The 20,666-nt window shown below is 66.5% G+C and carries 21 protein-coding genes; 3 read left to right on the top strand and 18 right to left on the bottom strand.

Annotated features, from left to right (window positions below):
• Positions 1–195 precede the first annotated feature (195 nt).
• The 5 genes from C6W88_RS12715 to rpoE form a co-directional block, all read right to left on the bottom strand.
• Positions 196–1,617 carry a DegQ family serine endoprotease gene (locus tag C6W88_RS12715; RefSeq protein ID WP_108132701.1) on the bottom strand — a complete coding sequence of 474 codons (1,422 nt, stop codon included), beginning with the start codon at positions 1,615–1,617 and terminating at the stop codon, positions 196–198.
• 195 nt (positions 1,618–1,812) lie between these two features.
• On the bottom strand, positions 1,813–2,238 hold the full coding sequence (locus C6W88_RS12710) for a SoxR reducing system RseC family protein (RefSeq protein ID WP_108132700.1): 426 nt from the start codon (positions 2,236–2,238) through the stop codon (positions 1,813–1,815).
• The gene (locus C6W88_RS12705) at positions 2,235–3,338 is read right to left on the bottom strand and encodes a MucB/RseB C-terminal domain-containing protein (protein ID WP_181248640.1); all 1,104 of its coding nucleotides are present in this window, start codon (positions 3,336–3,338) and stop codon (positions 2,235–2,237) included. Before C6W88_RS12705 ends, C6W88_RS12710 begins: the two co-directional genes overlap by 4 nt.
• Before the next feature lie 91 nt (positions 3,339–3,429).
• Positions 3,430–4,170, bottom strand: coding sequence for a sigma-E factor negative regulatory protein (locus C6W88_RS12700; RefSeq protein ID WP_045993479.1), 741 nt, complete (start codon positions 4,168–4,170; stop codon positions 3,430–3,432).
• 276 nt (positions 4,171–4,446) lie between these two features.
• Complete coding sequence (gene rpoE / locus C6W88_RS12695) at positions 4,447–5,049, bottom strand: RNA polymerase sigma factor RpoE (protein WP_108132698.1); 603 nt, start codon at positions 5,047–5,049, stop codon at positions 4,447–4,449.
• Positions 5,050–5,350: 301 nt separating this feature from the next.
• Between rpoE and C6W88_RS12690 the strand changes: the two genes are divergently transcribed.
• Complete coding sequence (locus C6W88_RS12690) at positions 5,351–6,424, top strand: 3-deoxy-7-phosphoheptulonate synthase (RefSeq protein WP_045993477.1); 1,074 nt, start codon at positions 5,351–5,353, stop codon at positions 6,422–6,424.
• A 181-nt stretch (positions 6,425–6,605) separates the two neighbouring features.
• Here the strand turns inward: C6W88_RS12690 and dinG are convergent, their stop codons facing one another.
• Positions 6,606–8,753 carry an ATP-dependent DNA helicase DinG gene (dinG, locus tag C6W88_RS12685; protein ID WP_045993476.1) on the bottom strand — a complete coding sequence of 716 codons (2,148 nt, stop codon included), beginning with the start codon at positions 8,751–8,753 and terminating at the stop codon, positions 6,606–6,608.
• A gap of 102 nt (positions 8,754–8,855) precedes the next feature.
• On the bottom strand, positions 8,856–10,130 hold the full coding sequence (gene rhlB, locus C6W88_RS12680; RefSeq protein WP_045993475.1) for an ATP-dependent RNA helicase RhlB: 1,275 nt from the start codon (positions 10,128–10,130) through the stop codon (positions 8,856–8,858).
• A 214-nt stretch (positions 10,131–10,344) separates the two neighbouring features.
• Here rhlB and C6W88_RS12675 point away from each other — a divergent pair, with 214 nt between their 5' ends.
• Complete coding sequence (locus tag C6W88_RS12675) at positions 10,345–10,608, top strand: hypothetical protein (protein ID WP_045993474.1); 264 nt, start codon at positions 10,345–10,347, stop codon at positions 10,606–10,608.
• Positions 10,608–11,423, top strand: a complete 816-nt coding sequence (xthA, locus tag C6W88_RS12670; protein ID WP_108132697.1) for an exodeoxyribonuclease III — start codon at positions 10,608–10,610, stop codon at positions 11,421–11,423. Before C6W88_RS12675 ends, xthA begins: the two co-directional genes overlap by 1 nt.
• Positions 11,424–11,571: 148 nt before the next feature.
• On the opposite strand, the gene C6W88_RS12665 is transcribed toward xthA, so the two are convergent.
• The 11 genes from C6W88_RS12665 to C6W88_RS12615 form a co-directional block, all read right to left on the bottom strand.
• A complete protein-coding gene (locus C6W88_RS12665; RefSeq protein ID WP_308812434.1) occupies positions 11,572–12,225 on the bottom strand; it encodes an SCO family protein in 654 nt (217 codons plus the stop codon).
• A 135-nt stretch (positions 12,226–12,360) separates the two neighbouring features.
• Entirely contained in the window at positions 12,361–12,798 is a 438-nt protein-coding gene (locus C6W88_RS12660) for a copper chaperone PCu(A)C (RefSeq protein ID WP_108132696.1), read from the bottom strand.
• A gap of 98 nt (positions 12,799–12,896) precedes the next feature.
• Positions 12,897–13,232, bottom strand: coding sequence for a hypothetical protein (locus tag C6W88_RS12655; RefSeq protein WP_045993471.1), 336 nt, complete (start codon positions 13,230–13,232; stop codon positions 12,897–12,899).
• A 51-nt stretch (positions 13,233–13,283) separates the two neighbouring features.
• Entirely contained in the window at positions 13,284–14,498 is a 1,215-nt protein-coding gene (locus C6W88_RS12650) for a tetratricopeptide repeat protein (protein ID WP_181248641.1), read from the bottom strand.
• Positions 14,499–14,543: 45 nt separating this feature from the next.
• Positions 14,544–15,365, bottom strand: coding sequence for an energy transducer TonB (locus C6W88_RS12645; protein ID WP_108132695.1), 822 nt, complete (start codon positions 15,363–15,365; stop codon positions 14,544–14,546).
• Positions 15,362–15,772: an ExbD/TolR family protein gene (locus C6W88_RS12640; protein WP_108132694.1), complete on the bottom strand. Its 411-nt coding sequence runs from the start codon at positions 15,770–15,772 to the stop codon at positions 15,362–15,364. The genes C6W88_RS12645 and C6W88_RS12640 overlap by 4 nt, the downstream gene beginning before the upstream one ends.
• Positions 15,765–16,304, bottom strand: coding sequence for a MotA/TolQ/ExbB proton channel family protein (locus tag C6W88_RS12635; protein ID WP_108132693.1), 540 nt, complete (start codon positions 16,302–16,304; stop codon positions 15,765–15,767). Before C6W88_RS12635 ends, C6W88_RS12640 begins: the two co-directional genes overlap by 8 nt.
• Complete coding sequence (locus tag C6W88_RS12630; protein ID WP_231498636.1) at positions 16,282–17,748, bottom strand: MotA/TolQ/ExbB proton channel family protein; 1,467 nt, start codon at positions 17,746–17,748, stop codon at positions 16,282–16,284. The genes C6W88_RS12635 and C6W88_RS12630 overlap by 23 nt, the downstream gene beginning before the upstream one ends.
• Positions 17,748–18,602, bottom strand: coding sequence for a DUF3450 domain-containing protein (locus C6W88_RS12625; RefSeq protein WP_108132692.1), 855 nt, complete (start codon positions 18,600–18,602; stop codon positions 17,748–17,750). Before C6W88_RS12625 ends, C6W88_RS12630 begins: the two co-directional genes overlap by 1 nt.
• 306 nt (positions 18,603–18,908) lie before the next feature.
• The gene (locus tag C6W88_RS12620; protein WP_108132691.1) at positions 18,909–19,835 is read right to left on the bottom strand and encodes an electron transfer flavoprotein subunit alpha/FixB family protein; all 927 of its coding nucleotides are present in this window, start codon (positions 19,833–19,835) and stop codon (positions 18,909–18,911) included.
• Positions 19,832–20,584 (bottom strand): electron transfer flavoprotein subunit beta/FixA family protein, encoded by a 753-nt coding sequence (locus C6W88_RS12615; protein ID WP_045993416.1) that lies wholly within the window; start codon positions 20,582–20,584, stop codon positions 19,832–19,834. Before C6W88_RS12615 ends, C6W88_RS12620 begins: the two co-directional genes overlap by 4 nt.
• Positions 20,585–20,666 lie beyond the last annotated feature (82 nt).

The following is a 20,666-nucleotide window of genomic DNA, read 5'->3' as shown; positions in this document are numbered from 1 at the left end:
CCATCTTGAGAACGCACCGGACAGCGACAGGCTCGCCCTGCCCCGATGACGCGGAAAAAAAAGTTGGCGCTATTGTACCGGCATCCCCTGCCCCGCGCATCCCAAGCCGTTGCGGCGGCTCGATTCGATATCACAGGACGACAACGCCCGAGGGCCATGGCGGCCCTCGGGCGTCGTCGGTCAGCGGGACGCGCCTCAGTCGTCGGCCAGGCGCAGCGCCACGAACAGCGAGCGACCGTCACGGTACAGACGGACCGGCACCGCCTGATCGGCAGGCAGCTCACGCACCAGCTGGCTAAGCTGGCGACCGCTTTCCACCGCGACCTGGTTGACGCTGACGATGATATCGCCACGCCGGATACCGGAAGCCGCCGCCACGCCACGCGGATCGACGTCGCTGACCCGCACGCCGGCGTCGATGCCGTACTTGTCACGCTCGGCGTCGGACAGCGACTGCACCGCCAGACCCAGGCGTGCCGGCGACGCGCTGCCGGACGACTGACCGCTGCCACCGGCCAGTTCCTCGGGCCAGTCGCCAACGGTGACCTCGAGGGTCTTGCGATCCCCGGCGCGCAGCACGGTCAACTCGACCTCGCTGTCCGGGGCGACACGGCCGATCAACCGCGGCAGGTTGCTGGAGCGCTCCACCGTCTCGCCATTGACCGCGAGCACGATGTCACCGGCCTGGACGCCGTCACGCGCCGCAGGTCCGTCGGGATCGACGTCGGCGATCAGGGCACCCTCGGGGCGGTCCATGCCGAACGACTCGGCCAGGTCCTTGGACACCGGCTGAATCATCACACCGAGCCAGCCCCGGGTGACGTGACCTTCGCTTCGCAACTGGTCGGCGATGTCCATGGCGACATTGATCGGAATGGCGAAGGACAGCCCCATGAAGCCACCGCTACGGGTGAAGATCTGGGAGTTGATGCCGATCACCTCGCCGTCGAGGTTGAACAGCGGTCCACCGGAGTTACCCGGGTTGATCGCCACGTCGGTCTGGATGAAGGGCACGTAGGCGTCACGCGGCAAGGTGCGGTTGATCGCCGAGATGATGCCTGCGGTGACCGAGTGATCGAAGCCGAACGGCGAACCGATGGCGGCCACCCACTCCCCCACCTTGAGGTCGTCGGAGTCACCCAGGGATAGCGTCGGCAGATCGCTGGCATCGACCTTCAGTACCGCCACGTCGGTCTTCTCGTCGGCCCCCACAAGCTCAGCCTTGAGGTCACGACGGTCATTGAGGCGCACCATTATCTCGTCGGCACCCTCGACCACGTGGGCATTGGTCATGATGTAGCCGTCGGCGTCGATGACGAAGCCGGAACCCAGCGACTGACGTTCCTCGGTGCGACCACCGCCTCCGCCGGGCGGCACCGGGAAGCGATCACCGAAGAAATGACGGAAGATGTCGGGGATTTCCTGGCCACCGAAATCGCCGAAGGGCGTGGAGTAGCCCTCGGTGACCCGCGTCGTCGAGATGTTGACCACGCCGGGGGCGGCCTCTTCGACCAGTTCGGTAAAATCAGGAAGATCCCTGGCCAGACTGGATTGGGCGACAACCATTCCCACCACCAGCGTCATCCACATGGACAGGGTGCGAGTCATTGGCTTCATGCAAGGCTCCTGCGTAAGACTCAGATAGGACTCAGAGTGCATTTGACGCAACCTCGAGGGTCGCTTCTTGTAGTACCGTCACGCCGCCAAAAGGTTCAGTCATTAGCGGGCAAAATAACGCGACAAGGGCCCGCAAAGTGCTCGGGCACAGGGCTATCACAACAGGGCTATCACAACAGAGCTATCACAACGGGGCTAGAGCACCAAGGTCGGCCGATACGCCTCGGCGCGGCGGCGCAGATGCCGACGCAGCACCACGCCGCCAAGGGCCAGGCCCGCGATAAACACCAGCGGCAGCGACCAGTGATCCGGCGACTGGACGTTGACGGCAAGGGTCGCCCCCAGCGCCAGCCACAGCGGCAGGCCGTAGACCAGCACGCTGGCGCGCACCAGGCTCGTCCGGGACAGGGCCAGGGTCACCGTCTGCCCGATGGCAGGACGCTGCTCGGTATCGATCTCGAGCTCACGCCGATCGTCGCTCCTGCGCAGCAGCCAACGTGCCCCGCAGCCGCCCCGAGCAGCGCAGCGCCCGCAGCCGCCGGTTGCCGCCAGCGCTACCCTGACCCCGGCGGTCGTCCAACCCACCACTCGCGCCTCTGCGGTCGCGCAGTCGGTGCTCATGACGACGCTTCCTGGTGGACGTTGCTCGCTGCCTCAGGGCGCGCACCATCGCTCACACCCTGCGGCTGCCCCTCGGCCAGCTCAAGGGTTTCGGCCACCTTGACCAGCACGCTGGGGGGTAATTCGCCTACCGCCACCACCTGAAGCAACTGGCCTTCACGCTGCACTCGGCGCACCGCGGCGTGACTGGCGCCCAGTCGATGGACACCCGGCCTTAGTACCCGTGAACCCGCTACCGGTTCGACGAACAGGCTGATGGTCGACAGGCCATCGCTGTACAACTTGTGGCGGCGAGGCCCATCGCTGTCGGATGCCATCGCCATCAACGGCTGGGCAACAAAGCCGCGAGGCAGCCAGCCTGCGCGCCAGTCGAGCCTGGCCGAGGACGGCGGCCGGCGCAGCTCCACCTTGCCGTCGTAGCGTTCCGGCGGCGTCATCGCCACCAATTGGAAGGTATCCAGCACCTGGCCCCGCTCGTCGATCAGGGTGCGCTTCAAGGGAATGGCCGTCTCGCGGTCGAGCCAGATGCGATAGCCGTAGCGCATGGCGTCAAGCGGCAACAGTTCCAGACGGATCGCGTGACGATTGGCGATTCGCTCCTCGCCGTCGAAGCGCAGCCGATAGAAGCGTGACAGGTGCTCGACCAGCGCCTGGGGAGAGGCCGGCGCCGCCCCCTGGCTATCACCGAGTTCGAAGCGAAAGGCGCCCCCCTCTCGCAGCAGCGAGCGACTGGGGCCATCGAGGAAGTGGAGGCGATCGCGCTCGACGCCCTGCTGGATGTCGCGGGCCACCGACAGCGTCACCACCTCCTCATCGACGATGCGAACGGCGCGCGCCTGATACTGGTAGCAATGGGAAGCCCAGACACTGCGCTCGAACCAGTCTCCCGGAGACTCGGGGGGTGACAAGGCGGTCAAGGCGCTGCAGTCGTAGACGCTCTGGATACTATTCGGGTCAGCTACCGAGTCAGCTGAGGCCTCGGCGTCCGCCGTTACGGCGTCGACACCAGGGTCGGCAACGGCCTGGGCGGGAAGAGAAAGACAGACAAGGGAAAGCGTCAGCCAGCCGGCCAACGCTGCAAGCGACCCCTGATGTGGCATAGAAATCATGTCCTGACAGGCACTGCTGAGAATGCGCTCGGCCCTGTGGGGCCGAGCAGATCATTGCTATCTCGATGCCAGATCGATCACCTCAACGGGCTTCCGCCGGGGTGCTGCGCAGCATCGGCATCCAGTTGTCGGCACTGCTGAAGGCCGCCCCCTGGGCATGACGATCGAGGTACGACTGCAACAACTGGGCCTGCGCCTGGTCACTGACCCGCGACTGCTGGGCAGATGGCGACAGCATCATCGGCGAGGCCACCTGGGCGCCGACGGTCATCAGGCCATTGCTGGAGCCTGTGCCGGACTGAAACATCGGCAGATCCATCAGCGAAGGCCGAGACGCCGCTACGCTGGCGAGCTCTGCACCTGGCACGGCGGACGCTGTCTGTGCTGCGCCGCTATTTACGCCGCCGCTTACGCCACCCGCAGCCCCGCTGCTGGCCACACCGGCACCGGAACCGTCGATGGAGCCATCGAAGGCGCCGTTATAGAACTGAACCCCGCTGATCACCATCAACGAGACCGCCGCGGCAATACCGGCACCGCGTGCGAGCCCCATTCCGCCGCGCTTGGCGACCGCGCCGTCGGCGGGAGCCTCCATCTGCGGCGCAGGCTCATCCTCGAGGCGAGCCAGGATACCGGCGGACAGATCCACCGAGGGGTCACTATCGGTCTCGCGGCGCAGCGCGGCACGCATCAAATGGTAACGACGCCAGCTCTCGGCGCTGTCCTGGTCGCTCTCGAGCGACTTCAGCACTCGACGCAATTCCAGCTCGTCACCTTCATTGTCCATCAGGGCTGAAAGCGATTCCCGTGCGTTCAGACTCATTCTCCACACCTCATTTCGACGAAGCGTCGCGCCTCCAGCTCCATAGACCACCGGAGATGCGCCAGGTTCCGCCACCGATTCTCGGTTACTCGCCACCGGCTCGAGCGCCAGGTGACGACCGTCGTTGATTGTTGCATCGGGCCGGTCACTGGGTAAGACGCCCAATCTGGCGAACAGTTCATCCCAATTTGAAAAAAATGGGGAATTCGGCAACAAAAGGGGTCGCCCTGCCTCACCCCTGCGCCCACGACCAGCTCACAGGGTCGCGATAGCGAATCAGGGAAGTGACTCGGCGTTTCGCGAGGTCGTCATCAGCGGCTGAATATGTTGATCCACTGCTTCCCTGGCGCGAAAGATGCGCGAGCGCACGGTACCCACCGGGCACTGCATGATCTGGGCGATGTCTTCATAGGAAAGACCATCGAGCTCGCGCAGGGTAATGGCGGTGCGCAGGTCATCGGGAAGATTCTCGATCGCCTCGAATACCGCCGCCTCGAGCTGGTCCCTGGCGATGGACGCCTCCGGTGTCTCGATATCGGCCAGCCGGCCACTCATGTCGACGATCTCGGCGTCATTGATATCCAGATCGCTGCCCGGCGGACGACGCCCGCGGGACACCAGATGATTCTTGGCGGTGTTGATGGCGATGCGGTACATCCAGGTATAGAAGGCGCTCTCGGCGCGAAACTTGCCAAGCGCCCGGTAAGCCTTGATGAAGGCTTCCTGGGCCACGTCCTGCACCTCGGCATGGTCGCTGATATAGCGACCGATCAGGCCCAGAATCTTGTGCTGGTACTTCTTGACCAGAAGGTCAAAGGCTCGGGTATCGCCCTTCTGCGCGCGCGCCACCAGCTGCTGGTCCGTTTCCTTGGGCGTCATGTCTCTCCTCCCCGACGATGTCGGGCTGACGACGCCGGACCCTCGGTCTGGCCCTTGGCAACAGGGTGCCACCTTTCGCCTGTCGGCGATGTATAGGTCATGGGTCTCGTCATGATAAAAGGCACAAGTGTTCCTGTTTCCTTGGCTCGCATCAAGCGTTCTCTGAGTGCATCTCTCGACGCCGCTCCGACATCGGGTGCGCGACAAGGTTCCCTCAGGCGATTGAATTTACCCCTCCCTCAAGGGATAGTAGAGCCACGCAGAAACGTCAGCGCTGACACGATACACACAGGTAGACCTCATGTCCGACAAGCAGGTGAACAACCTCAACGTCCTGGCCCAGGATGTTCTCGTCACTCCTGAGCAGTTGAAGCAGGAAATCCCTCTTTCTCCCGAGGCCGAGGCCACGGTGATCGAGGGCCGCAAGACCGTGCAGAACATCCTCGACGGCACCGATCCCAGGCTGCTGATGGTGGTGGGCCCCTGCTCGATCCACGATGTGGACGCCGCGCTGGACTACGCTCGTCGCCTGCGCCGCCTGGCCGACGAGGTGAAGGACAGCCTGTACATCGTGATGCGCGTCTACTTCGAGAAGCCGCGCACCACCGTGGGCTGGAAGGGTCTGATCAACGACCCCCACCTGAACGGCTCCTTCGAGATCGAGGAAGGCCTGCACATCGCCCGTCGCCTGCTGGTGGAGCTCTCCGAGCTGGGCCTGCCGCTGGCCACCGAGGCACTCGACCCGATCTCGCCCCAGTATCTGCAGGACTGCATCAGCTGGTCGGCCATCGGCGCCCGCACCACCGAGTCCCAGACCCACCGCGAGATGTCCTCCGGCCTGTCATGCCCGGTGGGCTTCAAGAACGGCACCGACGGCAGCCTCGACGTGGCCGTCAATGCGCTGCAGTCGGTCGCTCACCCGCACAACTTCCTGGGCATCGACCAGCAGGGCCAGGTGGCGATCATCCGCACCCGCGGCAACGCCTACGCCCACGTCGTGCTGCGCGGGGGCAACGGCAAGCCGAACTACGACAGCGTGAGCGTAGCGCTGGCCGAGCAGGAGCTGAAGAAGGCCGGGGTCAAGCCCAACATCATGATCGACTGCTCCCACGCCAACTCCAACAAGGACGCCGCCCTGCAGCCGCTGGTGCTCGACAACGTCACCCACCAGATTCTCGACGGCAACCGTTCGATCATCGGCCTGATGGTCGAGTCCAATATCGGCTGGGGCAACCAGAAGATCACCGAGGACCTGAGCGAAATGGCCTACGGAGTCTCCGTGACCGACGCCTGCATCGACTGGGACACCACCGTGGAGGCCTTCCGCAGCATGAACGAACGCCTGGCGCCGGAGCTGGCAAAGCGGGTGAATTGATTCGCCCCTGGTGCGAGGCAAGGGGCTGAAAGGCCCCGACGCCAGGCGCCAGCGGCGCCATCATCCCCAGCGCCAGCGACGCCTGCAGAAGCAACGCCCACGACAGCAAGGAGCCCGCCAAGTTGGCGGGCTCCTTGTTTTTGGCCGGTGTATCACGCCTGCTCGCGAGGCGCGGCTTCCCTCAGCCGGCCTGGCTTACGCCGTCGATCTCGCGCACGAAGGGCGGTAATGCGTCGAGCAGCGCGCGGCCGTAGCGGCGAGTCAGCACGCGGCGATCCAGCAAGGTGATGCGGCCACGGTCGGCCTCCTTGCGGATCAACCGACCACAGGCCTGGACCAGCTTGATCGAGGCATCCGGCACGCTGATGCGCATGAACGGGTTGCCGCCCTGGCTCTCGATCCATTCCGCCAACGTCGCTCCCACCGGGTCGTCCGGCACGGCGAACGGCAGCCGCGTGATCACCACATGGGTCAGGTAGTCGCCGGGCAGGTCGATGCCCTCCGCGAAGCTCGCCAGACCGAACAGGATGCTGCCCTCGCCGGCGTCGATACGCTGGCGATGGCGGCTGACCAGCTCGCGCTTGGGCAGACGGTCCTGGGCCAGCACTCGCTCTCGACGCTCCCGCGACAGGGCCTTCTCCACCCCGCGCAGCTGGGCCCGGGACGAGAACAGCACCAGCACCGCTTCCTTGTCGTCGAGAGCCTCGACGAAGTCGACGATGGCCCGCTCGTGGCCGTCACGGTCGGCGGGGTCCACCGCCTCCCGGGGCACGCTGAGCACCGCTCGGGAATAGTCGAAGGGACTCGGCAGACGCTGGTAGCGATAGCGGTTGGCCAGCCCCGCCCTCTCCTGCAGGCGCTCGAAACGGCCCAGGGCGGTCAGGGTGGCCGAGGTCACCACAGCGCCGTGACAGCGCCCCCACAACGAACGCGCCAGGGTATGGGCGGCAGATACCGGGCTGGCCGAGAAGATCAGCTCGGGCTCGCCCTGGAAGCGCTCCAGGGTCAGCCAGCGTGCCCGCGGCGGCGCGTCCGCCGGATCGCCCTCGGCAAAGGCCTGCCACAAGGCGTGGGCCTCCAGCGCCCGGCCGTGCAGCAGCGCCAGCAGCGGCAGCCAGGCTTCGGCCTGCTCCCGGGCAAGGCCGGTGGACTTCTCCGGGTCCAGGCTCTCGCGCAGGATGTCGGTCATCGACTCGAGCAGACGGCAGAGCTCGGCGAAGGGCACCACCAGCGCCTCGGCCTGGGCCCGCAGGGCCTCGGGCACACGCCCCATCTCGAAGCGGTGCTGAGCACCGTCCTCGTCGTCATTGAGCCCATGGGGCCGCTCGGCCAGCTGGTGGCCCAGCGCAAACACCTCGCCCAGGCGTGGCTCCAGCGCTTCCATCGCGGTGGGCAGTGCGCCCAGCAGTCGCGCCAGGGTCGGCTGCACGCCCAGGGCCGTATTCAGCTCGGTCAGCGAGCCCCTGAGGTTTCTCAGCCAGCGCAGCCCGCCGCCCACGCTGAAGCGATGGGTGAAGTGGGAGATCGCCTTGTCCGGCAGGTGGTGGCCCTCGTCGAAGACGTAGATACAGTCGGCAGGGTCTGGCAGCACCAGGCCGCCGCCGAGCGCCAGATCCGCCAACACCAGGTCATGGTTGGCGACGATGACGTCGGCCTGATCGAGGTCGCGCCGGGCACGAAAGAAGGCACAGGCACCGAAGTGCCCGCAGCGGCGGTTGGTGCACTGGCGGTGATCCACCGTCAGTCGCCGCCAATGGCTATCGTCGATGGCTTCGCCCCAGCTATCGCGATCCCCTTCCCAGCGACCGTTGCCGTAGGCGTCTCCCATGGCGGCCACCAGCGCCTTGAAGTCATCGCCGGTGGCGGCGTCCAGGCTCTGCTCGAACAGCGACAGGGTCGGGTTTTCCTCGGCGCCGTCCATGGCCGCGTCGAGCTTGGCCACGCACACATAGCGCCCGCGCCCCTTGGCCAGGGCAAAGTCGAAGGACAGTCCGCTGTGGGCCTTCAGCGACGGCAGGTCCTGGTGCAGCACCTGCTCCTGCAGCGCCACCGTGGCGGTGGCCAGCACCAGGCGCTTGCCGCGCGCCTTGGCCACCGGCAACGCCGCCAGCAGGTAGGCCAGGGTCTTGCCGGTACCTGTGCCCGCCTCCAGCACACAGACGTGCTCGTCGCTCACCCGCTTGCCATCCTCATCGGTCTCGATGCCGGCCAGGGTGCGGGAGATCTCGGCGATCATCAGCCGCTGGCCGTAGCGCGGGGTCAGCTCCAGCGCCTCCAGCACCCGACGATAGGCGCTTTGAATCTCGCTCTTGAGGGCGTCGTCTAGCATGGCGGGTCCACGACAATTGAGAAAAAGGACAAGGGGGAGAGACGCAAAGGGCCGGCGCTGGGCCGGCCCTGACTGCGTACAAGCGTCAAACGCCTGACGGGCTTACAGAAGCCCTTCCGGCGGATGCTCGCAGGGCAGCTTGTCGCCGATGAAGCGCTCGATTTCGGGCAGCGAGAAGGCGTCTTCTTCACCCACGAAGCTGATCGACACGCCCTTGGCGCCGGCACGGCCGGTGCGCCCGATGCGGTGGACGTAGTCCTCCGGATCCTCGGGCAGGGTGTAGTTGATCACGTGGCTGACGTCCTCGATATGGATGCCACGGCCGGCCACGTCGGTGGCCACCAGCACCTGAATCTCGCCCTCGCGGAACTGCTCCAGGGTGCGGATGCGCTGGTTCTGCGGCACATCGCCGGACAGCATGGCCACATTGATGTCGGCCTTCTTCAGCAGCTCCAGCAGCTTGCGCACCAGATCGCGGCGATTGCCGAACACCATCACCCGGTCGAACGACTCCTGCTGCAGCAGGTTGACCAGCAGTCGCTGCTTGTCTTCGTCGCCCACCATGTACACCCGCTGATCGATATCGGCGGCGTTATCCACGGTGACCGCGATCTCGACGTGGGCCGGCTGATGGGTCCACTGGCTGGCCAGGTTGAGGATGTCCTCGGTGAAGGTCGCGGAGAACAGGAAGGTCTGCCGCTCTTCGGTCTTCGGCGTGTAGCGGATGATGCGCTTGACGTCGGGAATGAAGCCCATCGACAGCATGCGATCGGCCTCGTCCAGCACCAGCACCTCGACCTGACCGAGGTCGATGTCTCGCTTCTGCTGGAAGTCCAGAAGGCGGCCCGGAGTGGCCACCAGGATATCGACGTTGCCGGCAAGCCCCTCGCGCTGCTTCTGGTAATCCATGCCGCCGACGACGCTGGTCACCTTGAGCGAGGTGAAGCGCGCCAGGGCCTTGGCGTCCTTCTCGATCTGCAAGGCAAGCTCGCGGGTCGGCGCCACGATCAGTGCGCGCGGCGTCCCCGGCTTCTGGCCATCCGGCACCTCCTCCTCGAGGAAGTAGGCCATCATGGAAATCAGGAAGGCGGCGGTCTTGCCGGTACCGGTCTGGGCCTTGCCCACCACGTCTCCACCCATCAGGGTGTGGGTGAGGGCCTCGGCCTGAATCGGCGTGCAGTACTCGAACCCGAGCGCATGGATGGCGCGCATCAGCGGCAGCGGCAGATCGAAGTCGTGGAACCGCCACTTGCCCGCCACGGCGGGCACCTGAAACTGGCGCAGATCCCAGTTGGACTGGCGGCGCCTCGGCTTGCGGCGACGACGCTTGGGCTTGCGGCTCTCGGCCGGTGCGGTGGTCTGTTCCGACTCGCTCATAGGCTGTGCTGTGTGTCCGTCTCGAAGAGAAGTTGAAGGAAAGCGGAAAGCGTCGAGGCAACGGCACAGGGCCCCCTCGAGTTTCCTCAAGCCGGGTATTGTACCAGCGTCTGGCCGTTTGGGCTTGCCCGATGCGCATCGAATCGTGTCTAGCGGCTGTCCTGGCGGCCCCGCACTGATAGAATGTGCCCATTGAATACAGGAGCCCCGCGTCATGACACGCCGCAAGAAGACCCGTTCCCTGGCCGACAAGGTGACCATCCGTACCGGTCGGCGCAAGGACTACAAGCAGTGGCGCCACGAAAATCCCGATGAGGTCACCTCATCACGGCGCTTCTCCGCCAAGAAGCGCCAGCAGCGCAAGGCCCAGGCCGCACGCCGGCTGGAGCGCATGCGCGCCGCCCCGTCGATCGAGATTCACCCCGAAGGCAAGGGGCCGGACAGCAGTAACAGCGACAGCAACAAGGGAGAGCAGTAATGCGCCTGGTGTGCTTCAACATCAACGGCATCCGCGCACGCCTGCACCAGCTCGAGGCGCTGATCGCCTCCCACCAGCCCGACCTGATCGGTTTGCAGGAAACCAAGGTCCAGGACAGTGAATTCCCCCGCGAGGCGGTGGAAGCCATGGGCTACCAGGTGCACTTCCATGGCCAGAAGGGTCACTACGGCGTCGCCATGCTGACCCGCGAGGCCCCGGAGGAGGTTCGCTATGGCTTTCCCGACGACGGTGAAGACGCCCAGCGCCGCATGATCGGCGTGCGTCTGCGCGCCGCCGACGGCGAGCCTGTATGGGTCTACAACGGCTATTTCCCCCAGGGCGAGAACATCGAGCACCCGACCAAGTTTCCCCACAAGCGCGCCTTCTACGCCCAGCTCCAGCGCCTGCTCGACGAGGACCACTCCCCCAGCGAACGCCTGGCGGTGATGGGCGACTTCAACATCTCGCCCGCCGACATCGATATCGGCATCGGCGAGGCCAGCCGCAAGCGCTGGCTGCGCGAAGGCAAGACCAGCTTTCAGCCGATCGAGCGCGAATGGCTGGATGGCATCAAGGCCTGGGGCCTCGAGGACAGCTATCGCCGCCTCTACCCCGAGGTGGACGATCGTTTCAGCTGGTTCGACTATCGCTCGAAGGGCTTCGATCGCGAACCCAAGCGGGGCCTTCGCATCGACCATATCCTGACCACGGCATCGCTGTCCGAGCGCGTCACCGACGCCGGCATCGACTACGACCTGCGCGCCATGGAAAAACCCTCGGACCACGCCCCGGTGTGGACCGAACTGGATCTTTAGAACTTCACAACACCACGCGCGGCACCAGAGACTGCATCAAGCTGCCACGCAGCGAGGCGTGAAGGCGCGTTACCATCGAGACGCGAAAGGGCCACTTCAGGTGGCCCTTTGCTTTTCCAGCTGCATTTTTGCAAGAAGATGGGGACCTCTACCCCTTCTCCACCAGCCTTCGGATGTCTGCGGCGATGGAGTCCACCGGATCGGTGTCACGCATCAGCAGACGGGCGTCGCCGCCTGAATCGAAGGCGAAGATAGCGCTGGAATGGTCGACGTCGTAGCTGCCGTCGGCCTCGGGTTCGCCCAGACGATAGCTGACGCGGTAGCGGTTGGTGACCGCGTCGAGGGCAGCCTTGTCGCCGGTCAGGCCGATAAAGCGCGGCCCAAAGGCTTCGGTATAGGCGTCGAGCACCTCGGGGCTGTCGCGCTCAGGATCCACCGAGACGAACAGCACCCGGACGGCGTCTCTGGTCGGCTCGTCGAGTTCACGAATCGCCGCTGACAAGCGCGCCAGCGCGGTGGGACAGACGTCCGGGCAGTGGGTGAAGCCGAAGTAGACCAGGGTCGTCTTGCCGGCGTAGTCACCCTCATCGACCTGCTGGCCGTTCTCGTCGATCAGCTCGAAGTCCAGCGCCGGCATGGCGTCGGAGATGTCGGTGCCACGCCAGTTGACGTCCTCGCAGCCGGCAAGGGCAAAAAGCGCAGCCGTCAGCAGCAGTGCCGCACCAGCCCTGGCGACTGCCTGGCTCGCTCCAGCTCCCCTTCTCTGCACCTTGCCATTGCCGCCGGTCCTGCCCTGTCGCATTGCCAACCTCGTAGCTTTCAGTTCATGGGCCGTTGTCTCGGCTCTACTTTGCAGCCTCTGCGGCCGACACCGTTCTCTCGACACCACTTTGCCGGCCCAGCTGTCTCAGCTGTCTCAGCTGTCTCAAGACCGTCGTTACAGCGCCGCCGGCGAGACCACTTCGAAGGTCGTCTCGACGCGCTCGTCCCCTTCGAGGATCAGGCGGACCTCGACTTCATCGCCAACGTTCAGCGACTGTTGCGGCTTCATGAACATCAGGTGATACCCCTGGGGGGCGAACTCGCGGGTCTCGCCGGGGGGCACTTCGAAGCGCTCGACGCCGTGCATCATGGCCATGCCGTCTTTCTCCATGCTCATGTGCAGCTCCACCGAGGCGTAGGCGTTGGTCTCTGCTCCGACCACCGCTGCCGGCTCGTCGCCCGCATTGTAGAGCTTGAAGTAACCGGCGCCAGGGCGGTCGCCGGGCAGCATGCGCAGCCTGGCGTCGCTGATCTCTAGCTCGGCGGCAAGCACCGGGGTAGCCGCCAGCAGCGACAGCAATCCGGCAACCAGGGTGCCCTTGAACATGCGCATGAAAACGTCTCCTTGAGAAAGTGCCGGCACGAGCCTGTGTCGCCGGGTGGCTCAGTCGTCAAACGCCGACCAACACCGTTCACCGTCGATGGATACCATCAGCACAGCGCCGACAGGCCACAGTGGGTATTGAAACGACGGGAGTTGACGTCCAGCTCCACCTCGCCGCTCTGGGTATCAAGATAGAAGGAGGCAAAGCCTTCGTCCGATGCCAGCCGATAGGAGCCGCACACGCCATAGCCGTAGCGCACCTCCTGCAAGTTGGCGAGCTCGATCGGTGCCGAGGTCTGAAGTGACGCCGCCAGGGCGGCACGCGCGTCATCGTCCAGACGGCTGTCGGACATCGCCTGGGAGCCAAAGATGGCCGCCCCGAGCAGCACCACGGCCACCGCGGGAACGATGACCAGCAATATGAGGCTTCTGGAATTCTTCATGGGGCGAATTCTACGCTGAGGGTCATTTTTGCCACAAGGCAGCGAGCCGCCTCAGCCAGCGCCCTCGTCGGAGGGTCGAGGTGAATCCGTGGCGCCAGCGCCAGGTTCAGCGGCCGCGCCCTGCCCCGTCTGCGAGCCCGCGGACAGCGCGCCCAGCCAGGTTTTCGCCTCGTCCTCGCCCTTGGCGAGTGCGCGGTTCAATGCCTCGCGCGCGGTCTGTTCGCGGCCCCAGCCTGCGGCAATCTGTCCCAACCGGAGCCAGTCCGAGCCAGCGTCGGAACGCTCGGCAAGAGTCTGCCAGGCGTCCAGCGCCTGGTCATGGTCGCGAGCCTGAAACCAGGCCTCGGCCAGCAACCGGCGACGTTGCTCGCTATCCTCGAGGACGCCTTCCGCCAGCGCCCGTTCGAGCAGCTCGGCGGCGCGTGCGGGGGTACCGGCGGCCAGGTGGAGCTCGATGCGACGTTCAAGGTCATCGTTGCCGGACAGGGCGCCCTGACGCCAGCCGGCCTCCCACAGCGCCGCGGCCCGGACCGGATCACCCAGCCGCTGGGCCATGGCCGCGGCCCGGCGCCAGGCATCGGCATCAGCAGGATCGGTGGCAAGCCGCGCCTCCAGGGCCGCCAGGGCCTGATCGAGACGACCGCTCTTGTGCATCACGCCACCGGCGAAATCGAGCCGCGCCTGACTCGGCTGCGGGTCCGCCGCCTTGGCCTGTTCGACCCCGTCGGCGGCGGCCTCCCAGTCCTCGTCGGCGGCCGCTAGCTCGGCCAGGGTCCACAGCGCCTCGACATCCTCGTGGCGCGATAGCCAGTCTTCCAACAGCGTTCTCGCCTGCTGACGTTGCTGCGCCTGGATGCGCTGTTCAATCTCCTGGCGCAGCCAGCGATCTCGCTGGGCCTGCTCGACCCCATCGATCCGGCGGGCGCTGGCCAGGTGATCGGCGGCCTCCTCGGGCCGGTTCTGGGCCGATGCCGCCCCGGCGGCAAGCTGCAGGTACAGCGCCCTGGCCCAGCGGTCCGAGGCGTTGCCTCCGGTGAGCCGCTCGGCCTGGCTCTCGGCCTTGGCCTCGGCCCCTGCCGGGTCGTCGGCCAGGCGCTGCTCGAGGCTCTTGAGGTCGGCGATGATGCCACCGGACAGGGTGGGCGCGGCGCTTGCCGCAGGACTTGCCAGTGCGCCGGCCAGACCCGCCATCAGGCCCAGCGCCAGGGCGGCACCAGTGCCTTGCAGGTAGCGCCCCAGCGGGGTGGTCTTCAACAGTACTGCCATGGCGATCGACCCCTTGTGTGGCTATCTCGATGTCTATCTCGACATCTATCTCAACTGGAACTCGAGTCGTTGACGCGCCCGCCGAAGCCCGGACGCCGCCTCGAAGCGCCAGCCGGCGATGGCCTGACGCGCAGCGTCCTCGAATACCCGACGGGGGCTGGCCTCGAGTACCTGAATGCTGCCGCGATCGACGCTGCCGTCGGCGCGGATGATAAATTGCATCACCACGTAGCCCTCGAGACCACGACGCTGGGCCCGGCGCGGGTACTCCGGCGGCACCTTGCGCGTAGCCCGGGCCGAGGTGCCCACGTCCACCGGCTCGTTGGAGGCAGGCGCGGCGGCGCCGGCCCCCGCCGCGCTGGCGCTGCCCGTGTTGCTGGTCGCATTGGTGGCCACGCTGGGCGCTGGCGTTGGCTGTGGTGCGGGCTCAGGCTGCGGTGCGGGCTCAGGCTGCGGCGTCGGCTCCGGCCGGGGTTTCGGTTCAGGCCTGGGCTCGGGTTCGGGCTCAGGTTCAGGTTCTGGCGGCGTCTCGGTCAGCTCCGGCAAGGCGCTGTCCAGCGCCTTGGGCTCGCGTGGCGGCGGTACCACCTCGGGGTCCGGCAACTGGATCTCGCTGACAGCGGTCTGGGCCGGGCTCGGCGGCGGCGGCGCGGCGGCCACCGGCGGTGGAGGTGGCGGCGCCGATGCCGAAGCAGCGGAGGCCTCCGCCGGGGCCTCGGCCTGGGGCGCCACCGCCTCGGCCAGGCTCAGAGTGATTTCCTCGCGCAGCTCAGGCTCGGCCTCCGGTGGCACCACCAGCAGCGCCAGCAGGGCGAACAGTACCAGGGTCAGCAGGCTACCCGCCGCCAGAGAGACCACTCGCCTCATGCGTCGGAGCTCCTTTCGGCGGCGACGGCAACCTTGTCGACACCGGCGTCGCGCAGCCGGTCCATGGTCTCGATCAACACCCCGGTGGCGGCGTTGCGATCGGCCTGGATCACCACCGAGCCATCCTCGGAAAGCATGCCGGCGACGGTGGTGCCGACGCGATGGATGTCCACCGGCTCACCGTCCACCCACAAGGCGCCTTCCGGCGTGATCGCCACCAGCACCTGGACGTCGGGACGAGAAGAGGCGGCGCTGGACTCGGGGCGCTCGATCTCCACCCCGCTCTCCTTGATAAAGCTGGTGGTCACGATGAAGAAGATCAGCATGATGAAGACCACGTCCAGCATCGGGGTCAGGTTGACCTCGCTGGCCTCTTCGGCGCCGGCGGACAGTCGACGTCTACGCATGTGCATCCTCCGCGGCGCGGGCAAGGCGGTCGTGCAGCCGCTGATCCTCGCGCCGAATGATATGTTCGAGCCGTGTAATGAACAGAAGCCCCACCACCGACACCGCCATCCCGGTCAGGGTCGGCAAGGTGGCCCGGGCGACGCCGTCGGCCATGGCGCGGGCCTGGTTGCTGTCGGCCATGGACAGACTGTCGAATACCGTGATCATGCCGGTCACGGTGCCGAGCAGCCCGAGCAGCGGGCAGATCACCACCAGGAGCTTCAACCAGGGCAAGGGGCCACGTAGCCGTCGGATCAGCTCCGTCACCCAGACCTCACGCAGGGTGCGGGCACTCCAGCTCTGGTGGTCGGGCCGCTCGACCCAGCGGCGCATCAGCTCGGCCCGGGCCGGGCGATAGTGGAAGCGAAAGAACCACCAGCGCTCGAGCCCCACCGAGAACAGCAGCATGGCCACCACGGCGATCACCACCAGCACCGGCCCGCCGGCGTCGATCAGCCGGACGAGGGGATCAAGCCAGGGGTGCGTCGGCATGGCGCCTGCTTCCTTGCTTTGCGTCGGTGGCCGGTTGCAGGGCCTTGCGATCGGCTTCCAGGCGGTCGGCCAGCACCGCGCTGGCGCGGCCTTCCATGGTGCCGATCAGGGCGCGCGAGCGTGACGACATGGCGGTATGGGCGAACAGCAGCGGTACCGCGGTGATCAGGCCCAGCACCGTGGTCACCAGCGCCTGACTGATACCGCCGGCCATCAACTGGGGATCGCCGGTGCCGAACACCGTGATCGACTGGAAGGTCACGATCATGCCGGTCACCGTGCCCAGCAGGCCCAGCAGCGGCGCCACCGCAGCGAGCATCTTGACCAGTGCCTGGCCGCGCTCGAGACGCGGCTGCTCGGCCAGCATCGACTCGTCCAGACGTGCCTCCAGGGCTTCGGGAGCATGGCCGGCACCGAAGGCGTGGAAGCGCTGAAGCACCCGGCCCAGGGGGTTGTCATTGGACAGCTCATCCATGTTGGCGAGCTGGCGACGGGTGGTCATGCTGACCCGCAGCAGGTACAGATACTGGCCAAGGGCGATCAAAAGACCCAGGGCGCCCAGGGCGACCACCACATAGCCGACCGCACCGCCCTGATGGAAGCGCTCGAGCAGCGTGGGCTGGCGCGACAGCGCCTCGATCACCCGTCCGTCAACGGGATCCACCGGCAGCAGCTGGCCATCGCCTGACTGATAAGCGTCGAGCACAGCGCCGACGCGCTCAGGGGTGTGCTCGAGGGCGGAGAGCCGCCCTTCGTCGCCGACCCGCTCGAGCAACTGGCCGCCGCCAAAGGCCATCAGGTCACCCACACGGGTCACCTGGCGTGGCGCGACCTCACCGCTGCCTGCGGCCACCGGCGCCTCGAATCGGCGCACCAGTCCGGTCTCGGCGGTCAGCCCCATCAGGCTGTCGGCCAGGGTCTCGATCTGGGCGACGGTCAGGATGGCGTCGTCGTCCAGCCGCGGCGGCAAATCGACGTCGGCGCCCAGGGTCAGCAGGCTCTGGCCGAGATCGTCTCTCAGTTCACCGCTGGTGCCGGCCACCGCGCTGAACACCGCGTTGAGGTCGCCGCCCTCGGCGTCGCGCTGTGCACCGATCTCGTCCAGCGCCTGACGCGCCTCGGCCATCTCGGACTCCAGCCGCTCGCGTTCGTCCCGGGCGGCGTCACGACGGGCCTCGGCCTCCTCGAGCGCGGCGGACAGCGCGTCACTGTCCTCCACCAGCTCGGCCAACCTCGCCTGATCACGCGCCTCGGCGGCCTCTCGCTCCAGCTTGAAGCTCGACAGTACGCTGTCGCTATCGCTGTGCTGCTGGGCCATGGCGGCAGGCGCAGCGGCGGCCAGCAGCGCGGTCACGGCGGCACCCAGCACCAGCCTGCGGGCGAGGCCCTTGCCCATCGGGTTGTGCCGGTTCAGCGACACCGGGAAATCCGTCAAAGACACCATCAGGAACGCTCCTCGATCGGTTGGGTCAGCGGCAGCGTCAGCAGTTCCGGTGCACGCTGGTCACGCACGATCTGCAGGCCCTTCTCCACCTGGTCGCGCTCGGCAGCGGACAGCGACTGCCAGCCTCCGTCGTCCCATACGCCACCGTTCTGGCCATCCGGGGTCAGGTAGTACCAGCCCACGCGTCCCAGTCGCAGGAAGTCGACCTCGCGGGTCTGATCGCCCTCTTCCAGGGTGCCGCGCCAGGCATCGAGATCGCGCCCATAGTCGAGCTCGGCACGCCAGGCCGCCAGCACCCGCTCGAGCTTCTCGGCTGCGGTCAGCTCGGGGTTGGCCAGGGAGGCCTCGAGCGACGCCACCCGGGCCTTGCGCTCGCCATGGAGGAATGGCACGTCCTGATCGACCCAGGCGTCGAGGCGGCGGGTCATGTCGTTCAACAGGCCCGGCAGGGCGTCGCGGGTCTCGGCCATGGTCGCCATGCCCTGACTGCGCTGCTCGAGGGTCGCCTTGAGCTGCTCGAGCTGGGGGGCCAGCGCCTGGTTGTAGGACTGAAGCCGCTGGGCCTCCTGCTCGGCCTGGCGCAGCGCCTCGATACGCTGACGCACCTCGTCGTCGGCCTGGTCGATCCGCGCCTGCAGCTCGGCCTGGGTCGTCTGGGCCGCCAGGGCCTCGTCGCCGAGATTGTCCGCCGTGTTCTGTGCCTGGGCTACCCCGCTGTGCCCCAGCGCCAGCGCCAGCGCACAGGAGACGCCCAGCAGGCTGTTCCTTGCCGCTGCGCCAGCCGTCACCACATCGCTGGGGCTAGCCTGTGATGGCCCGGCGAAGGGCCGCCCGTTGATCTGCTTGTTCGCCATTCCAAGGCCTCCGACCTGCTCTCGCGCCGCCTTGGGGCGCCGCGTCAAATGCCACGACAGTACCCGAAACACGAATTGTTATCAATGCGAGCAAGGTGCCTCTACCCCGAGTTCATCGCTGTCAACACCTCTCGGGCAAGGGCATCGACGCCCCTGTCCGACAGCGGATCGGCACGCCTGGCGAGGGGTTGGCGGCCATGCACATCGATGCCAGACACCCACCAATAAAAACGCCGTGGCGTTGGCCGCCACGGCGTTTGTCAGCGTTGCCGGCCTAGCCGGCACAGCCGTTTCTACATCTTGCACTCAGAGCTTGCTGTCGAGCTCCGGAATGGCCTCGAACAGATCGGCCACCAGGCCATAGTCGGCGACCTGGAAGATCGGCGCCTCCTCGTCCTTGTTGATGGCGACGATGACCTTGGAGTCCTTCATCCCGGCCAGGTGCTGGATGGCTCCGGAGATGCCCACGGCGATGTACAGGTCCGGCGCCACGATCTTGCCGGTCTGGCCGACCTGCATGTCGTTGGGCACGAAGCCGGCATCCACCGCCGCACGGGACGCACCGATGGCGGCGCCCAGCTTGTCGGCGATGTTGTCGAGGATCTTGAAGTTCTCGCCGCTGCCCATGCCGCGACCACCGGAGATGACCACGCGGGCAGCCCCCAGCTCGGGACGATCGCTCTTGGCCAGCTCTTCACCGACGAAGCTCGACAGGCTGTTGTCGATGCTCGCCTCGACCGGTTCGATGGCAGCGGAGCCACCCTGGCCGACGGCGTCGAAGGCGGTGGAACGCACAGTGATGACCTTGAGCGCGTCCTCGCTCTGGACGGTGGCGATGGCGTTGCCGGCGTAGATCGGACGCTTGAAGGTGTCGCCGCTCTCCACCGCGATGATCTCGGAGATCTGGGCCACATCCTTCAGTGCCGCCAGGCGCGGCAGCACGTTCTTGCCGGTGGTGGAAGCGGCCGCCAGCACATGGCTGTAGTCGTCGGCCAGGGCCACCAGCAGGTCGGCGGTGGGCTCGGCCAGCAGGTGAGCGAAGGTCTCGCTGTCGGCGACACGCACCTTGCTGACACCATCCAGCTTGGCTGCGGCCTCGGCCACGGCGGCCACGTCCTGACCGGCGACCAGCACGTCGATATCACCACCGATAGCCTGGGCGGCGGCCACCACGTGGGCGGTGGCGTCGGCCAGCTGGCCGTCGTGGTGTTCTGCCAGAACCAGAATGCTCATGAAATCACCTTCGCTTCATTCTTCAGTTTGTCCACCAGCTCGTCCACCGAGCCCACCTTGACGCCACCCTGGCGCTCGGCCGGCGGCTCGACCTTGACCAGCTTGAGACGGCTGGCCACCTCGACGCCCAGATCGGCCGGGGTCATCACGTCCATCGGCTTCTTCTTGGCCTTCATGATGTCCGGCAGCTTGGCGTAGCGCGGCTCGTTCAGGCGCAGGTCGGTAGTGACCACCGCCGGCAGCTTCAGCGACACCGTCTGCAGTCCGCCATCGATCTCGCGGATGACCTTGAGGGTCTCGCCTTCGACTTCCACCTCGGAGGCGAAGGTGCCTTGGGCCATGCCGGTCAGCGCGGCCAGCATTTGACCGGTCTGGTTGTTGTCGGAGTCGATCGCCTGCTTGCCGAGGATGACCAGCTGCGGCGCTTCCTTCTCGACCACCTTGGCCAGTGCCTTGGCCGCGCCCAGCGATTCAACGCGCTCGTCGCTCTCGACGTGGATGGCGCGATCGGCCCCCAGCGCCAGGGCCGTGCGCAGCTGTTCCTGCGCCGCCTTCGGCCCCACGGTCACCGCCACCACCTCGGTCGCCACGCCCTTCTCCTTCAAGCGCACCGCCTCTTCCACGGCGATTTCGCAGAAGGGATTCATGGCCATCTTGACGTTGGTCAAGTCAACGTCGCTGCCATCCGGCTTGACCCGGATCTTGACGTTGTAGTCGATGACGCGTTTGACCGCGACGAGTACTTTCATGTTGTCCTCGCTTGGTTCATCTGGGGAACCTTGAATGTAAGGAAGGAACCATCAACACGTTGGCGGTGACGGGCACCGCATC

The organism is Halomonas litopenaei, assembly GCF_003045775.1.
GTDB lineage: Bacteria > Pseudomonadota > Gammaproteobacteria > Pseudomonadales > Halomonadaceae > Halomonas > Halomonas litopenaei.
The sequence above is the reverse complement of the archived record's forward strand: the minus strand, read 5'-3'. Positions and strand labels throughout refer to the sequence as shown.